General features: G+C 70.4%; 15 protein-coding genes. 4 read left to right on the top strand and 11 right to left on the bottom strand.

Annotated features, from left to right (window positions below; genetic code table 11):
- Positions 1 to 94: 94 nt before the first annotated feature.
- Entirely contained in the window at positions 95 to 1,630 is a 1,536-nt protein-coding gene (locus tag K340_RS29815) for a potassium/proton antiporter (protein ID WP_037364452.1), read from the bottom strand.
- A gap of 47 nt (positions 1,631 to 1,677) precedes the next feature.
- Positions 1,678 to 2,622: a methylenetetrahydrofolate reductase [NAD(P)H] gene (gene metF, locus K340_RS29810; RefSeq protein ID WP_037364451.1), complete on the bottom strand. Its 945-nt coding sequence runs from the start codon at positions 2,620 to 2,622 to the stop codon at positions 1,678 to 1,680.
- A 362-nt stretch (positions 2,623 to 2,984) separates the two neighbouring features.
- On the opposite strand from metF, the gene K340_RS0113125 reads away from it, so the two are divergent.
- Positions 2,985 to 4,091, top strand: coding sequence for a polyprenyl synthetase family protein (locus K340_RS0113125; RefSeq protein ID WP_029137055.1), 1,107 nt, complete (start codon positions 2,985 to 2,987; stop codon positions 4,089 to 4,091).
- A 33-nt stretch (positions 4,092 to 4,124) separates the two neighbouring features.
- Here K340_RS0113125 and K340_RS0113120 read toward each other — a convergent pair whose 3' ends face one another.
- Positions 4,125 to 4,457 (bottom strand): Rv2175c family DNA-binding protein, encoded by a 333-nt coding sequence (locus tag K340_RS0113120; RefSeq protein ID WP_245599550.1) that lies wholly within the window; start codon positions 4,455 to 4,457, stop codon positions 4,125 to 4,127.
- A 90-nt stretch (positions 4,458 to 4,547) separates the two neighbouring features.
- On the opposite strand from K340_RS0113120, the gene pknB reads away from it, so the two are divergent.
- Positions 4,548 to 6,791 carry a Stk1 family PASTA domain-containing Ser/Thr kinase gene (gene pknB / locus K340_RS0113115; protein ID WP_029137054.1) on the top strand — a complete coding sequence of 748 codons (2,244 nt, stop codon included), beginning with the start codon at positions 4,548 to 4,550 and terminating at the stop codon, positions 6,789 to 6,791.
- Between the two features lie 6 nt (positions 6,792 to 6,797).
- On the opposite strand, the gene K340_RS0113110 is transcribed toward pknB, so the two are convergent.
- The 3 genes from K340_RS0113110 to K340_RS0113100 are packed head-to-tail and all read right to left on the bottom strand — an operon-like array spanning position 6,798 to position 9,482.
- Positions 6,798 to 8,186, bottom strand: coding sequence for a class II 3-deoxy-7-phosphoheptulonate synthase (locus K340_RS0113110; RefSeq protein ID WP_029137053.1), 1,389 nt, complete (start codon positions 8,184 to 8,186; stop codon positions 6,798 to 6,800).
- Positions 8,187 to 8,189: 3 nt separating this feature from the next.
- Positions 8,190 to 8,717: a polyadenylate-specific 3'-exoribonuclease AS gene (locus K340_RS0113105; RefSeq protein WP_029137052.1), complete on the bottom strand. Its 528-nt coding sequence runs from the start codon at positions 8,715 to 8,717 to the stop codon at positions 8,190 to 8,192.
- Positions 8,718 to 9,482, bottom strand: coding sequence for a lysophospholipid acyltransferase family protein (locus tag K340_RS0113100; protein ID WP_029137051.1), 765 nt, complete (start codon positions 9,480 to 9,482; stop codon positions 8,718 to 8,720).
- Between the two features lie 123 nt (positions 9,483 to 9,605).
- Here K340_RS0113100 and K340_RS0113095 point away from each other — a divergent pair, with 123 nt between their 5' ends.
- The gene (locus tag K340_RS0113095) at positions 9,606 to 10,394 is read left to right on the top strand and encodes an alpha/beta hydrolase (protein ID WP_084614378.1); all 789 of its coding nucleotides are present in this window, start codon (positions 9,606 to 9,608) and stop codon (positions 10,392 to 10,394) included.
- Positions 10,391 to 11,011 carry a DUF308 domain-containing protein gene (locus K340_RS34325; RefSeq protein ID WP_051266135.1) on the top strand — a complete coding sequence of 207 codons (621 nt, stop codon included), beginning with the start codon at positions 10,391 to 10,393 and terminating at the stop codon, positions 11,009 to 11,011. The genes K340_RS0113095 and K340_RS34325 overlap by 4 nt, the downstream gene beginning before the upstream one ends.
- 103 nt (positions 11,012 to 11,114) lie before the next feature.
- Here K340_RS34325 and K340_RS0113085 read toward each other — a convergent pair whose 3' ends face one another.
- The 5 genes from K340_RS0113085 to K340_RS0113065 are packed head-to-tail and all read right to left on the bottom strand — an operon-like array spanning position 11,115 to position 15,028.
- Positions 11,115 to 12,059: an ROK family protein gene (locus K340_RS0113085; protein WP_154674236.1), complete on the bottom strand. Its 945-nt coding sequence runs from the start codon at positions 12,057 to 12,059 to the stop codon at positions 11,115 to 11,117.
- 19 nt (positions 12,060 to 12,078) lie between these two features.
- Positions 12,079 to 12,525 (bottom strand): hypothetical protein, encoded by a 447-nt coding sequence (locus K340_RS0113080; RefSeq protein WP_029137048.1) that lies wholly within the window; start codon positions 12,523 to 12,525, stop codon positions 12,079 to 12,081.
- A 23-nt stretch (positions 12,526 to 12,548) separates the two neighbouring features.
- Positions 12,549 to 13,691, bottom strand: a complete 1,143-nt coding sequence (locus K340_RS0113075; RefSeq protein WP_029137047.1) for an ArsA family ATPase — start codon at positions 13,689 to 13,691, stop codon at positions 12,549 to 12,551.
- Positions 13,688 to 14,140 (bottom strand): SRPBCC family protein, encoded by a 453-nt coding sequence (locus K340_RS0113070; protein ID WP_029137046.1) that lies wholly within the window; start codon positions 14,138 to 14,140, stop codon positions 13,688 to 13,690. Before K340_RS0113070 ends, K340_RS0113075 begins: the two co-directional genes overlap by 4 nt.
- Before the next feature lie 39 nt (positions 14,141 to 14,179).
- Positions 14,180 to 15,028 carry a metallophosphoesterase family protein gene (locus K340_RS0113065; RefSeq protein WP_029137045.1) on the bottom strand — a complete coding sequence of 283 codons (849 nt, stop codon included), beginning with the start codon at positions 15,026 to 15,028 and terminating at the stop codon, positions 14,180 to 14,182.
- Between the last annotated feature and the right edge of the window lie 59 nt (positions 15,029 to 15,087).

Below are 15,087 nucleotides of genomic sequence, written 5' to 3'. Positions count from 1 at the left end.
ACCCCGCGTCGACCCGACGGTCGGGGGCGGGGTCGTCGGCCGGTTCCGGCGTGTCCAGTGGGTGATTCACCGTGTCAGTGTCTCAAACAGCTGGTCACTGTTCGGACGTCCGCTCGGCAGGGCCGGTGGCCGGCCTGGTGAACCAGCCGACCAGCGGGCCGTTGCGGCTGACCGCTCGCAGCCGCTGCTCGGTGGCGCCGCGAACCTTCTGCGGCGCCACGATCAGCAGGTCGTCACCGGTCTGCAGCCTGGTCGTCGGGGTGACCGGCAGCGACACCCCCTCGCGCAGGATCAAGGCGACGGTCGTCGATTTCGGCAACCGCAGCTGGGACAGGTATACACCGTGCATTCGCGAGCCCTCGGGCACGCCGACCTGCAGCACGAAGGCACCCATCCGATCCAGCGTCGAGGCCTCGATCTGCACCTCGTCCGACGGCGCCACATCGATGATGCCGAGCCAGCCGGCGATCCGTTTCAGACTGGTGCCCTGCAGCAGGGTGTACACCACCACCACGACCACCATCAGATCCAGCAGGTCCTGTGCCGTCTCCCGCCCGTACATCAGCGGGATGGTGGCCAGCACGATTGGCACCGCGCCCCGCAGGCCCGACCAGGACAGGAACGCCTGTTCTCGCCAGGACAGCCGGAACGGCAGCGAGGCGGCCACCACCGAGATGGGGCGGGCCACCAACAGCAGCATCAACCCGATGGCCAGACCCGGCAGCAGTACCTCGGGCAGCCGGGTGGGATCGACGTACAGGCCCAGCAGGACGAAAAGTCCGATCTGGGCGAGCCAGCCCAGCCCTTCGTGGAAGGACAAGGTAATTGCCCGGTTCGGTAGCGACGAGTTGCCGAGGATCAGGGCGGTCACGTACACCGCCAGGAACCCGGACGCATGCACCTCGCCGCCGAGCGCGTACGCGCCGACGATCAGCGCCAGCGCAGCCAGCGGGTACAGGCCCCCGGCGGGCAGCGCAACCCGGCGCAGCCACCAGGCCCCACCGAAGCCGATCGCGGCGCCGATCAGCGCGCCGACGACGAGTTCGTAGATCACCAGCAACGGAGCGGTCCAGGTGATCGGATCGGGGCTGGCGAGCATCACCACGGCCAGTACGACCGGCGCGTCGTTGAGGCCGGACTCCAGTTCGAGTGCTGCCGAGAGTTTTCGGCGCACCGGAACCCCGCGAAGCACCGAGAACACCGCGGCTGCGTCGGTCGAGGACAGCACCGCGCCCCACAGCAGACTGGTCCGCCAGTCGAACCCCATCAACAGGTGCACGCCGAGTCCGCAGATCGCGATCGACACCACCACGGCGATCGTGGCCAGCGAAATCCCCAGTCCCAGCGCGGGTTTCACCGACTGCCAGCGGGTGGTGAGACCGCCCTCGGCCAAGATCAGCACCAGCGCCGCCAGCCCGAGCTGCTCGGTGAGCAGGGTGCCGGACGGAGTCGGACCGCTGGTGGCTGTCGTCCCGAAATCGATCCCCAGGCCGGCGTTGCCCAGCACCATCCCGATGGCCAGGTACAGCAACATCGACGGCATGCCGAGCCGCCTCGACACCCGGATGGCGGCCAGCGCCACCAGCATGACGATCGCCGAGATTCCGAGGATGTGCTCGAGGGTGTCCATCGTTTAAGGGCACCCCTTCATGGTCGTGGTCGGGTCCGGATTCGGCTTTACGTCGTCACCCGGGAGGCGGTGAACGACGAGGTCGCCGGGGAAGGCAGCGCCGCCGTACCACTGTTCGGACCGGGAACCATGTCGAGCGCCCTGAGCACCTCGATGATCGCCGAAGCCCGGTTGAAGGTGTAGAAGTGCAACGCCGGGACGTCCGCCGCCAGCAGCTGCTCCCCCATCCGGATCGCGTGTTCGACGCCGATCGCCCTGGCCGACCGGGCATCGGGCGCCGCGGCCAGCCGCTCAGCCAGGTCGACCGGTACCGACTGCCCGGACAGCTCGCAGATCCGCATCAGCCGACCGAAACTGGTCACCGGCATGATCCCGGGCAGCAGCGGCACGTCGGCTCCGGCCGCCGTCACCCGGTCACGCAGGTTCAGATAGTCGTCCGCCGAGAAGAGCATCTGGGTGATGCCGTAATCAGCGCCGGCGCTGACCTTGTCCACGTAGTACTTGGTGTCCGTCTCGATGTCCGGCGATCGCGGGTGCTTCTCCGGGAAGGCTGCGACACCGACGGTGAAGTCGCCCAGCGAGCGGATCAGCGCGACAAGTTCGCTGGCGTACTCCAGCCCCTGCGGATGGGCGACCCAGTCGGCGGTCGGGTCGCCGGGCGGATCTCCGCGCAGGGCCAGCAGGTTGTGCACCCCGACGGCCGCGTACGAGCCGATGACGTGCCGCAGCTCCTCGACCGAATGCCCGACGGCGGTCAGGTGCGCCACCGGCAGCAGGGTTGTCTCCCTGGCGATCCGCCCGGTGACCCTGATGGTCCGGTCACGATGGCTTCCGCCGGCACCGTAGGTGACCGAGACGAAGGCAGGCCGTAACCCCTCGAACTGACGAACGGCGAGCCACAGGCCCGCCTCATCGTCGTCGGAACGGGGCGGCATGAACTCCAGGGAGAACTTGCGGCCGGGCGCGGAGAGGCGTTCGCGGACGGTCGGCATAGTCCCCAAGCCTAGGGCAGAGCGACGACATCACCATGATCGGTACCGCTGACGGACGACGCACGAGTCCCGTGAGCCGAACAGCGATGCGAGGACCGGCGGTGCCGGCGACGAAGGAGCCCGTACCGCCGACCCGCAAGCGAGCGCGAGGCGAATCCATGGACACTGAGCCGAACAGCGATGCGAGGACCGGCGGTGCCGGCGACGAAGGAGCCCGTACCGCCGACCCGCAAGCGAGCGCGAGGCGAATCCATGGACACTGAGCCGAACAGCGATGCGAGGACCGGCGGTGCCGGCGACGAAGGAGCCCGTACCGCCGACCCGCAAGCGAGCGCGAGGCGAACCCATGGACACTGAACCCTGTGACCTCCGAGGTACTGCATGCCGACCTGCTCCCCGCCGTCGACACCGCGCTGTCCGAGTTCCTGTCGGCCAGACGCGCCGAGTTGGCGCAGATGGATCCGCGGATCGCGACAGCGGCCGATCGGATCGGCGAGTTCCTGGCGGGCGGCAAGCGGATCCGGCCGGCCTTCTGCTGGTGGGGCTGGCGGGCCGGCGGCGGCCGGGACGAAGTCGACGACTGCGCACCGGTGGTCCGGGTCGCCGCGGCGCTCGAGTTGATCCAGGCCTGCGCCCTGCTGCACGACGACCTGATCGACCGGTCGGAGACCCGGCGTGGTCGCCCAGCGGTGCACCGCGCCGAGGCGAAGGCGCACGCCGACGCGGGCTGGTCGGGTGATCCGGATCACTTCGGTGCGAACATCGCACTGCTGTTCGGCGACCTGGCACTGGCCTGGGCCGACGACCTGTTCGTCACCGGGGCCGCGGCGCTGCAGGCGATCGACCGGGCGCAGCCGGTCTGGCACGCCATGCGGACCGAGGTGCTGGCCGGGCAGCTGCTGGATGTGCTGACCAGTGCGGCGCCGGCCGCCGAGGCCGACCTGCAACGGTCCGACGCCTTCGCAGTGATCCGGCTCAAGACCGCCGGCTACACCGTGGTCCGGCCGCTGTTGCTGGGCGCGGCCCTGGCCGGCGCCGACGCCTCGGTGACCGGAAGACTGCGCCGCTACGGCGAAGCCGTCGGCACCGCATTCCAGCTCCGCGACGATCTGCTCGGGGTGTTCGGCGATCCGCTGGTCACGGGCAAGCCCGCCGGTGACGATCTGGCCGAGGGCAAACGCACCGTGCTGCTGGCGCTCGCCCGGCAACAGCTGCTCGCCTCCGGTCGGGACGCCGAACTGGCCGAGCTGGACGCCGGGATCGGCAGCGGGCCGGCCGGCCATACGGTGGATCCGGCGGCGGTCGACCAGCTGCGGACGATCATCGCTTCGACCGCCGCGGCCGACCTGCTGGAACGGCAGATCCTCCAGTTGGTCGCCGACGGCACCGCCGAGTTGGCCGGCCTGCCGGAGCCCGTCGCCGAGGGGCTGACGGCGTTCGCCACGGCCGCTACCCGACGCCGGAGCTGACCGGGGCCGGTGCCCCGGCCGGCCGGGGCCGGCTCAGTAGCCGGCGACCTGCGCCCTGCGGTGCACCTCGCGGCCACGGTTCTCCCGGAGCGCGGTGATCGGCGAACCCGGCAGCGAGTCGTCATCGGCGAAGAGCCAGTCGATGATCTCCTGGTCGGAGTAGCCGACGTCGGTGAGCTGGGTGATGGTGCCGGTCAGGCCCTTGACCACCACGCCGTCGGCGACGAATTCGGCCGGGATCCGCAGCACGCCGTCGCGGCGCACCGCGAGCAGGGCACGGTCGCGGATCAGCTGATGCACCTTGGTCACCACGACGCCGAGCTCGACGGCGATGTCCGGGACGGGAACGTAGGTAGGGATCGTCACGACCGACAGCCTGCCAGTTCCGCGGGCATCAGGGCCACCGAACCTAGACTGAGCGATGCAGCACGAGACGGCAGCGAGAAGGGGACCCGGGTGGAAACGACGCGCGGTGGGCTGACCGGCACCATGCTGGACAGCCGATACCGCATCGGCTCGGTGATCGCCAGGGGCGGCATGTCGACGGTGTACCGGGGTCTGGACACCAGGCTGGACCGGCCGGTGGCGGTCAAGGTGATGGCTGCCCAGTACGCCAACGACCCGGCGTTCCTGACCAGATTCTCCCGCGAGGCCAGGCTGGCGGCCGGGTTGTCGGATCCCGGCGTCGTCGCGGTCTACGACCACGGCCGGGACGGCGAGCACGCGTTCCTGGTGATGGAGCTGGTCGACGGCGGCACCCTGCGCGACCTGCTGCACCAGCAGGGACCACTGTCGGTCGAGGTGACGGTGTCGGTGCTGCGGCCACTGCTCGGTGCGCTGGCCGCCGCCCACCGGGCCGGCCTTGTGCACCGGGACGTGAAGCCGGAGAACGTGCTGATCTCGGCGCGCGGTGTCGTCAAGGTGGCCGACTTCGGTCTGGTCAGGGCGGTCACCAGCCAGACGGTGGCGACCGGCGACGTGATCCTCGGGACGGTGGCCTACCTGTCCCCGGAACAGGTGGAGACCGGCGCCTCCGACGCCCGGTCGGACGTGTACTCCGCCGGCATCGTGGCCTGGGAGATGCTGGCCGGTGAGCCGCCGTTCACCGGCGAGAACGCGCTGTCGGTCGCCTATCAGCACGTGCACTCCGACGTGCCGATGATCGGCGACCTGGTGCCGGACGTGCCGGCCGCGCTTGAGGATCTGATCGCCGACGCCACCCAACGGGACCCGCGGGGTCGGCCACGGGACGCGGCGGCCTTCGCCTCCCGGTTGGCCGGCATCTGTGCCCGGGCCGGGATTCAGCGCGTCCCGATCCCGGCACCGACCCGCCCGCAGCCGGCACGGCCCACCGACGAAGCCGGGGCCAGTTGGCCGGCCGGGCATACCGCTTCGGCCGGCGGCACCATGGTCGGTCCGCCGCCTGGCACCGGCGCGCCGCCGCCCGACGAGCGGTCCGTCACCCGGTCGGCGACCGCGGCCGAGCGGCCGACCGGGCAACCGGTCGGGCCGGGTGGCACCCGGGTGGTCAGGGAGCCTGCCGACCGCACCGTCGACGATCCGCGGGACAGGACGGCGACGGTCGCCCCGGTGCGCCGACGGCGGTGGCTGCGCCGGTTGATCTGGATCGTGGTGATCCTGTTGGTCGGCTTGGCCGCGGCGGCCGGTGGCTGGTGGCTCGGCGACGGGCGCTGGGCGTATGCGCCGACGACCGTCGGAATGACCCAGCAGGCCGCCGAGAGCGCGGTCCGGCAGGCCGGGCTGATCCCGCAGGTCGCGGTGTCGACCGACAACGTGGCCCCGGTCGGCACGGTGGCCAGGACCCAGCCGCGCGCCGGGGCGAAGCTGCTCCGCGGATCGCCGATCGATCTGGTGGTCTCCACCGGTCGGCCGGTCGTCCCGGAGATCGCGCCGGGCAGTTCGGTGGACGAGGCCACCAGGGCGCTGGTCGGGGCCGGGATGACGGTGAACGAGCCCTCCGACGCCGTGTCCGACGCCGACCGGGTCTACGCGGATTCGGTGCCGGCCGGCACCGTCGTCCGGACGTCGCCGGTCGGTGGAACCGAGGCGACCACCGGCACGCCGGTGACGCTGGTGATCTCGCTCGGCCCGCGACCGATCGTCATCCCCGAGGTCCGGGGCAAGACGGTCGAGGACGCCCGGAACAAGCTGATCGTCACCGGTTTCGCCGTCGCCGGCGAGGACGTGCACCGGTTCGACTCCGGCAGCCAGGACGGCACGGTGTTGGGTACCGAGCCGGCCGCCGGGCAGAAGCTGGCCCGTGGTGGCCGGGTGGCGCTGGTGATCAACACCTCGGCCACCGTGCCCGACGTCCGTGGCCGACCGTTGGCCCAGGCGCAGCAGGCGTTGGCCGCCGATGGCTATCAGGTGAGCGTCGGCGAGCCCCGGTTCGACGGGTCCGTCGATGCCGGCAGGGTGGCGACCAGCGATCCGGCCGCCGGCACCAGGATCGACCCGGATCAGCGCTCCGTCACGTTGTTCGTCTCGGACGCGGTGGTGGTCCCCGACGTCAGCTCCGGGACCCTGCGGCAGGCGAAGGACACGCTGGCCGCTGCCGGGTTGAACATCGCCGTCAGCGGCCTGTTCCAGTTCGATTCGGAGAGCGTGATCGGGCAGAGCCCGGGCGTCGGCGAACGCATCGAACCCGGCGGCACCGTCTACGTCACCGTGCTGTTCTGATGTCGTTCAGCCGCGCAACATCTCCGAGATCAGGAACGCCAGCTCCAGCGACTGCTGGGTGTTCAGCCGCGGGTCGCAGGCCGTCTCGTACCGACCGGCCAGATCCTCGTCGGAGATCTCCTGGGCGCCACCAAGGCATTCGGTGACGTCCTCGCCGGTCAGCTCGATGTGGATGCCGCCGGGGTGCGTGCCGAGTTCCCGATGGACCTCGAAGAACCCCTGCACCTCGTCGACGATCCGGTCGAAGTGCCGGGTCTTGTAGCCCGTCGAGGACTCGTGGGTGTTGCCGTGCATCGGGTCGCTCTGCCAGATCACCTTGTGACCGGTCGCCTCGACCTTCTCGACGATGGCCGGCAGCACGTCCCGGACCTTGGTGTTGCCCATCCGGGAGACCAGCGTCAGCCGGCCGGGGGTGTTGTTCGGGTCCAGCCGCTCCACGTACTCCACCACCTGGTCCGGCGTGGTCCCCGGGCCGATCTTGACGCCGATCGGGTTGGCCAGGATCTCGGCGAACGCGATGTGCGCGCCGTCCAGCTGCCGGGTCCGCTCACCGATCCACAGGAAGTGGCCCGACAGGTCGTAGAGCTTGCTGGCGTCACCGGTCTGATCCAGTCGCAGCATGGCCCGTTCGTAGTCCAGCAACAGCGCCTCGTGCGAGGAGAAGATCTCCACCGAATGCAGACTGTGCGAATCCACCCCACAGGCCGACATGAATCGCATCGCCCGGTCGATCTCGGCGGCCACCCGTTCGTACCGCTGCCCGGCCCTGGAGGTGGCGACGAATTCCTGATTCCATTCGTGGACCATCGACAGGTCGCCCATCCCGGCACCGGTGACCGCACGCACCAGGTTCATCGCCGCCGAGGCATTGGCGTAGGCGCGGATCATCCGCGACGGGTCGGCGACCCGGGCGGCGGGGTCGGTGGCGATGGAGTTGATGATGTCGCCCCGGTAGGACGGCAGGCCCAGCGCGTCGGTGGCCGCTGACCGTGGCTTGGCGTACTGACCGGCGATCCTGGCGACCTTGACCACCGGCAGCGAGGCACCGTAGGTGAGCACCACGGCCATCTGCAGCAGGGTGCGGATGTTCGCCCTGATGTGCGGCTCGGTGTTGTCGACGAAGGTCTCGGCGCAATCGCCGCCCTGCAGCAGGAAGGCCTGGCCGTTGGCCACCGCGGCCAGCTGCTCGGCCAGGCGGTCGACCTCGTGCGCGACGGTGACCGGTGGCACCGACTCGAGCACCGCCCGGACCGCCAGCACCTGCTCGGGGTCGGGCCAGTCCGGCTGCTGCTCGGCCGGCAGATCGAGCGCTCGATACAGCCGATCGCTGATCTCCGCGGGCAACGGCGGGAGGGTCGGCAGGATGTCTGCCGGGATGTCGACGGTCCAGTTCACGGTTCAAGCGTAGGCATTGCCGCGCAGTGCGTCGTCGGCGACCTGCCAACGATCCCTGGCCAGCCGGGCGTCGGCCAGCGCGTTGTGTCGCTGCGAGCCGTGATCCGGCAGCGGCGGGCAGCCGGCGGTCTCCCAGTGCTGCCGGATCTCCCTGGTGAATCGTGGGATCTGCGCCGGCAGCGCCGGCATGTCGCCCCAGAGCTGGGCGAGCGCGACATGGTCGTACGCGCCGAACCATGCCCACAGCTGCACCGGCAGGCCGGGCGCCAGCAGGAACTCGCCGAGCCGGTCGCGGATCTGCGCCCTTGACTGCCAGGCCCGGTCGGCCGGCGACGGTAGCTTGTCCAGCACATTGCGGCGGACCCAGGTGCCGGCCCGGCCGGGATCGAACTCGGTGGACACCGCATAGAACTCGCGTCCGTCGTCGGCCACCACCGCTATCGAGATCAACTCGATGGTGATGCCGTCCTCGATGAACTCACAGTCGTAGAAATACCGGGCGACCGGCCCGGCAGGTGGCGTCCTGACCACTCAGCTGGCCCTGGTACCCGGCAGCCGGGTCACCGTGCCCGGACCTTTGCCCTCGGCGATGTCCGGCGTGCCGTTGCCGGCGGCCGCGGCATCCATGTCGGCCTTGACCTTGGCCGCGTACACGTCGACGTACTCCTGGTGCGAGAGCTCCATGATCCGGTACATGATCTCGTCGGTCATCGACCGTTCGACGAACCGGTCGCCGATCAGGCCCTCGTAACGGGAGAAGTCAAGCGGCCGGCCGATCACCAGCTGGATCCGGCGCGGACGCCACATCTTGCTGCCGATCGGGTTCACCTTGTCGGTGCCGATCATCGCCAGCGGAATCACCGGGACCCCGGCCTCCAGCGCCATCCTGGCCACCCCGGTCTTGCCCTTGTACAGCCGGGCGTCGGGCGAGCGGGTGCCCTCCGGGTAGATGCCGAGGATCTTGCCCTGCTTCAGCAGCCGGACGCCGGTGTTCAGCGCGTCCTTGGCGGCCGATGCGCCGCCCCGATCGATGGGAATCTGGCCGAGTCCGCTGAAGAACATCTTCTTCAACCGGCCCTTGATGCCCTTCTCGGTGAAGTACTCGCTCTTGGCCAGGTAGACGACCTGACGCTTGATGTGCAGCGGCGTGAAGAACGAATCGGCCACCGACACGTGGTTGCCGGCCAGGATCACGCCACCGGACTCGGGAATGTTTTCGATGCCGGACACCTTGCACGGAAAGAACAACCGAAGCCAGGGGCCAACGAGGATGTACTTCATCACGAACCACACCACGGCCGTCTCACCCACTCAGTCGTTGCTGTGTTCTGCGGCGCCGTCCGGTGCTGCACCTGGGACTTACCGTACGCCGCGGGCGCTGCTGCGCCTATCGCGCCACAGCATGCAACGATGGACAGTATGACCAGCAGCATCGGTGGCCCTGGTGCCGACGCGGCCGACCCGGCCACCGAGGCTCCTGGCCGGGTGGGCATCCTGCTGTGTCACGGGTTCACCGGCTCGCCCTCCTCGATGCAACCGTGGGCCGATCGGTTGACCGCAGAGGGTCATCGAGTCCGGTTGCCGTTGTTGCCCGGCCACGGCACCAGCTGGCAGGAGATGAACGACACCACCTTCGACGACTGGCTGGCCGCCGTGACAGCGGCCCTGGCGGAGTTGTCGCGGGACTGCGAACTGGTCTTCGTCGCCGGCCTGTCGATGGGCGGCACCCTTGCGCTGCGGCTGGCCGAGCTCTACCCGGACCGGGTCGCCGGGCTGATCCTGGTCAACCCGTCGGTGATGACCACCCGGCTGGACGCCAAGTTCGCTCCGGTACTGCGGCGGATCACCCCGCTGCTGCGGCGGGTGCGGCCGTCGCTGCCCGGCATCGTCGACGACATCAAGAAGCCGGGCGTGCAGGAGGACGGCTACGACCGGATCCCGATCGTGGCGGCGCTCTCGTTGCAGCAGGCGTGGCCGGTGGTGCGCGGCGACCTGCCGAAGGTGACCGCCCCGCTGCTGTTGCTGCACTCGGTCGTCGACCACGTGGTCGAGCCGGAGAACGCCGCGATCGTGCTGGCCGAGGTCTCGTCGAAGGACAAGCGGGAAGTGCTGCTGGACAACAGCTATCACGTGGCGACCCTGGACAATGATGCCGAGCTCATCTTCGACGAGTCGATCGATTTCATCCGGCGGGTGATGGCCGGATGACTACCGCGACACCGGGCGGCAACTCCGCCGACGACGATCCCGGCGGCCGGCGGATGGACGAGGACGAGATCTCCCGACGGTTCAGCGAGATCGTCTCACCGATGTCGCAGCAGATGCACTGGGACGTCGGCGCCGATGCTCTCGACGCCGCCGCGGGCACCGAACCAGGTGGTGTCCGGAGTTCGATGGACTACTTCGTCGAACCCCCGAATCGTCCGCCCGGCCCTGCCGATCCGGACGCGGCGCAACGCGATACCGCAGAACGGCGTCGGCTGCGACGCGAACAGCGGAAGGCGAACAGGTCCGCGGAGGCGGCCGCGTTCGCCGCCGAGCAGGCCCGCCGGGAGGCCGAATATGCCGAGGACGACCAGCATTACGTTCCCGGCGAACCCCCGCCGCTGACCATGCCGAAGGTCAGGACGTTGATCTCCGTCCTGCTGATCGCCTGCGGGATCTTCCTGTTGGTCGGCCCGAATCTGCTGACCCTGAGCCCCGACGGGGTGATGATCGTTTCCGCCATCCTGGTGCTCAGCGGCGGCTCGCTGCTGGTCGCCGGGCTGCGTCGGCACCGCAACAACGATCCCGGCGAGGGCTGGGACGACGGCTCCCGGGTCTGACGGCAGCCGCCGGCGAGGTAGCGGAAAGTTGGCCGACCCGCCGGTGAGCTTTGCGCTACCTGGCCAGGTTTGCGCTACCTCCCGGGTCTGACGGTGCTGGTGGTCAGCCGCTGGCCACCAAGGCGTGCTGGGCCAGCAGACCGGCGCCGATGACGGCGGACCGGTCGCCGTAGCGGGCCACCTCGATCCGTGGGTGCGGCCGGTGGACGCCGCCGGTAATGGTCTGCCGCATGGTGTCCAGCGCCCGCGGCAGGTAGAGCGGCGCGGCATCCGACACGCCGCCGCCGATGACGATCACCTCCGGGTCGAGCACGTCGGCGGCCAGCCCCATCCCGATACCCAGCCAATGACCCAGCTCGTCGACCGCCGCCAGTGCCTGTGGATCACCTTCCGCCGCGGTTCGGGCCACCACCGTGCCGGTGACCTCGCTGTCGGCCAGCTCGTCCGGGATCTCCCGTCCGGCCTCCCGCCATCGGTCGACACCGGTGGCCGCCAGCGCGGTGCCCGAGCAATACCGTTCCCAGCAGCCACGTTTGCCGCACGGGCAGCTGCGCCCGCCGGGCACGACGGTCAGGTGCCCGAGTTCCGGGGCCACGCCGTGTGCGCCCCGGTAGATCTGTCCGTCGACGACCAGGCCGGCGCCGATGCCGGTGCCGAGCGCGATCAGCAGGGCGACCGGCGACCCGGCCGCCGCGCCGAGGTGGTATTCGGCCCAGACGGCGGAGTTCACGTCGTGGTCCATCACCACTGGTAGGTCCAGCCGGGCCGACAGGATGGCCGGCACCTGCGCGTCGCGCCAGGCCAGGTGCGGGGCGAACATCACCCGCTGCCGGTCGGTGCTGATGAAGCCGGCCACCGCCAGCCCGACTCCGGAGATCGGGTGGGTGGCCTGCAGATGACGGACGAGGTCGACCAGCAGGTCCTCGGTGGCGGCGGCGCTGGCCGGAGTCATCTCCCTGGCCCGGTTGACGATCGCACCGTTGGCGTCGATCACCGCGGCCCGCACCGAGGTGCCGCCGATGTCGATGCCGACGGTGAAGGTGCTCATCGCCGCGCCCGCTGCCGGCTCATCGGATGTCGATCCGCTCGGCCGCCGGGGCGGCCGCGGGACCGGATTCGGTGTCCACCGCCGGATCGGCCCGTTCGGAAGGGGCCACCGGTTCGGCCAGCAGGGCGCGGATCCCTTGCAGGGCGGTCAGTGCGCCGTCGACCAGCTTGGCGGTGAGCTCGGGCCGGTCGCCGCGCAGCATGGACAGCAGCGCGCACAGCGGGCAGCCGGAGCAGCTGGCCTGCCGGGCATCGTGACCGCAGGTCGGACACACCGGCGAGTCGGCGGGCGCCGACGCCGGTGCCGCCGGATCGGGTTCGGCGGCAGCCGACCCCGGATCGGTCGACCCGGTAGTTCCCGATGTCGGTTCATCGGTCGGCCGGGCGCCCAGCAGCTGCTGGGCGACGCTGAGTCGCTCGACCAGCACGTCCAGCAGCTGAGTCGCCTCGCCGCGCAGTTCACTCATCCGGGTCCTGCCGCTCGCTCATCTCATGTCCTCGCATCCGCAGCCGCCGATGCGGTGGCCGGCGGGGTGTCCCCGTCCGGGTGCAGGGCCCGCGGCCATTGTGCCGGGTCGGCAACGAAGCTGACGGACAGGGCACCGTCGCTGAACCCGGCGCCGGCGACCCGGCATCGCCGCAGTACCGACGGCAGCTCGATGCGCCGGGTCCGGCCGAGCACGGTGACCAGCAGGTCGCTGCCGGACCGCACCAGATCCAGCGACTTCCGCTCGGCCAACGGGATCGGGATGTCCATCCGGAAACCGCCATCGGTGCGGATCACCAGCGGATCACGGAAGGCCGGGCCAGGCGTCACGGACAGCGGATCACGGTCGCCGAAAACGATGTGCACCAACGCATCCAGCGCTGCTCCGGTCGGTTCGTCCGGCTGGGCGGGGATCGCCAAGGTCTCGGCCGGCCAGACCGCAGGCGGCCCTTCGGTCCCGTCGGCGCGGTTGCACAGCACGCGACCGAGGCCGATGCCGTGGACCGCCAGCACCGGCACCATGGCCGCAGCGACGTCCCGCCGCAGCCGCTGTGGTCCGCAGACCAGATGCAGGGCGGCGCCGGAGGTGAGCAGCATCCGGGCCAGCAGCAGTCGATCGAGCACCGCGCCGACCAGGTCGGGGGCGGCCGCGGCATTCGCCGTCCGGCGGCCACCCAGCAGGCCGCCGAACTGTCGCAGGATCCGCATCGGCGCCGGCAGTACCAGGTCGGCCAGCCGGCCGACCGTCTCCGGGACCGCCAACAGGTCGACGGCCCTGGCGCCGGCGTCCACCACCAGCGCATCGCAGTCACCGCCGGCCGCCACCGTCGCGATCGCGTAGAGGGTGGACAGCTCGCCCGCCCCGGGCAGGTCGGCCAGGTCGGCGGCCTCGACGTCGTCGTCAAGGCCCAGGGCACGCAGGTAGCCGGACAGGGCGGGTCGACCCGCGGCGGCGTCAGCGGCGGGGTCGGGACGGACCACCGTCAGCCCGGGGCGGTCCCGGTCGGCTCCGAGGATCTGCATCGTCGACGGATCCGAGCTCACCAGCACGGTGCGGCTGCCGCGACCGGCGGCGGCCACGGCCGTCAACGCAGCAACGGTGGTGACACCCGATCCGCCCGGCCCGGCGACCAGGGCGACCTTCATCCGTTGCCCGCCGCCGGCTCTTCCACCCGCTTGCGCAGCTCGCGCAGGGCGGTGTCCATGATCGTCTTCTCGGCGTTCCGGCGCAGCGGGCCGATCAGCGGAATGGTCAATTGCACCGCCAGCCGGTAGGTGACCTCGGTTCCGGCATCCACCGGGTTCAACGTGTACGAACCCTGTTGACCCTTCTGGAGCTTCCCGCTGACCAGGTTCCAGCTCACCGACAGACCATCTGCTGCCCAGTCGTACTCGAGCTCGTAGGTGTCCTTGATCAGACCGGCGTCCATGGTGAACCGCACCCGGCGCGGCCGGTCGTCGGTGCCCGGTTCGGTGATCTCGACCTGCTTGATCGCACCGGTCCAGTCCGGGTAGGCAGCGACGTCGGCGATCGCGTCCATGATCGCCGTCGGCTGCGCCGCCATCACCAGGGACTGGGTCGAGATGTCCGCCATGAATCGAAGGTTACCCGGCGTAGCGGGGCCGCCGACACCTCAGAGGGAGATCCGGTACGGCCGCGGGTCCCGGGCGAAGTGGCCGACGTTGACGCACTCGGTGCGGCCCCGACGCGTCCGGACGGCCTGCGGCTGGTGCACGTGACCGAAAACAGCCAACTGCGGCTGGCCGGCGTCGATCGATTCCAGCAGACCGGGACCGTAGGCCTCCAACCTGGCCGGCACCCGGTCGTACCGCAACAGCGGCAGCCGCGGCGGCAGGTGAGAACAGAGCACGTCCACCGGTCCGAGGTCGGCCACCGCGAGTGCGTACTCGTCCGCTGGCCGCAGGTAGGGCCGCCAGGCCCGCACCGCGGGACCGGGCCGGCCAGCCGCCGTCGGATCGGTACCGCCGCCGACCGCACCGGCGGCCGGGGCGCGAGTCCCGAAGACACCGCCGCCGACGAACCCGAACCGGTGGCCGCCGACCTCGACCACCTGACCGTCCACCGACGGAATCACCTGTCCCGCAACGTCTTCCCAGATCGACACCATGTCGACGTTGCCGAGGATCAGCAACGGTGTTGTGTTCGCCTGGGAGAGTGCTTCCAGCATGTCTGCGTAGCGCCGAGCGACCACCTCGGTCAGCGTGCCGACCGGGTCGGCCACCGAGTCCCACAGCTCGATGTTGAGCCGATGCAGCCCGGCAAAGTTGCCCACCGACCGGTGCCGGATGAACGGGTGCACCCGATCGGCGCCGAAGATCTCGCCGAGAATGCCGGCCGCCGGATTGTGGTAGTCGACGTAGTCGAGCAGATCCCCCAGCACCACCAGCCGCTCCGCGTCCCGGGCGGCCTTGGCCAGCCCGGCAACGTTCCCGTGGATGTCGGAGACGAAGGAGACGCGCACCCGACCACGCTAACCGGCGAACCGGCGACGGTGCCGCGCTCCCCCGGTTTACCGTCCCG

It is taken from the genome of Nakamurella lactea DSM 19367 (assembly GCF_000426645.1).
In the GTDB taxonomy this organism is placed as follows: domain Bacteria; phylum Actinomycetota; class Actinomycetes; order Mycobacteriales; family Nakamurellaceae; genus Nakamurella; species Nakamurella lactea.
The sequence above is the reverse complement of the archived record's forward strand: the minus strand, read 5'-3'. Positions and strand labels throughout refer to the sequence as shown.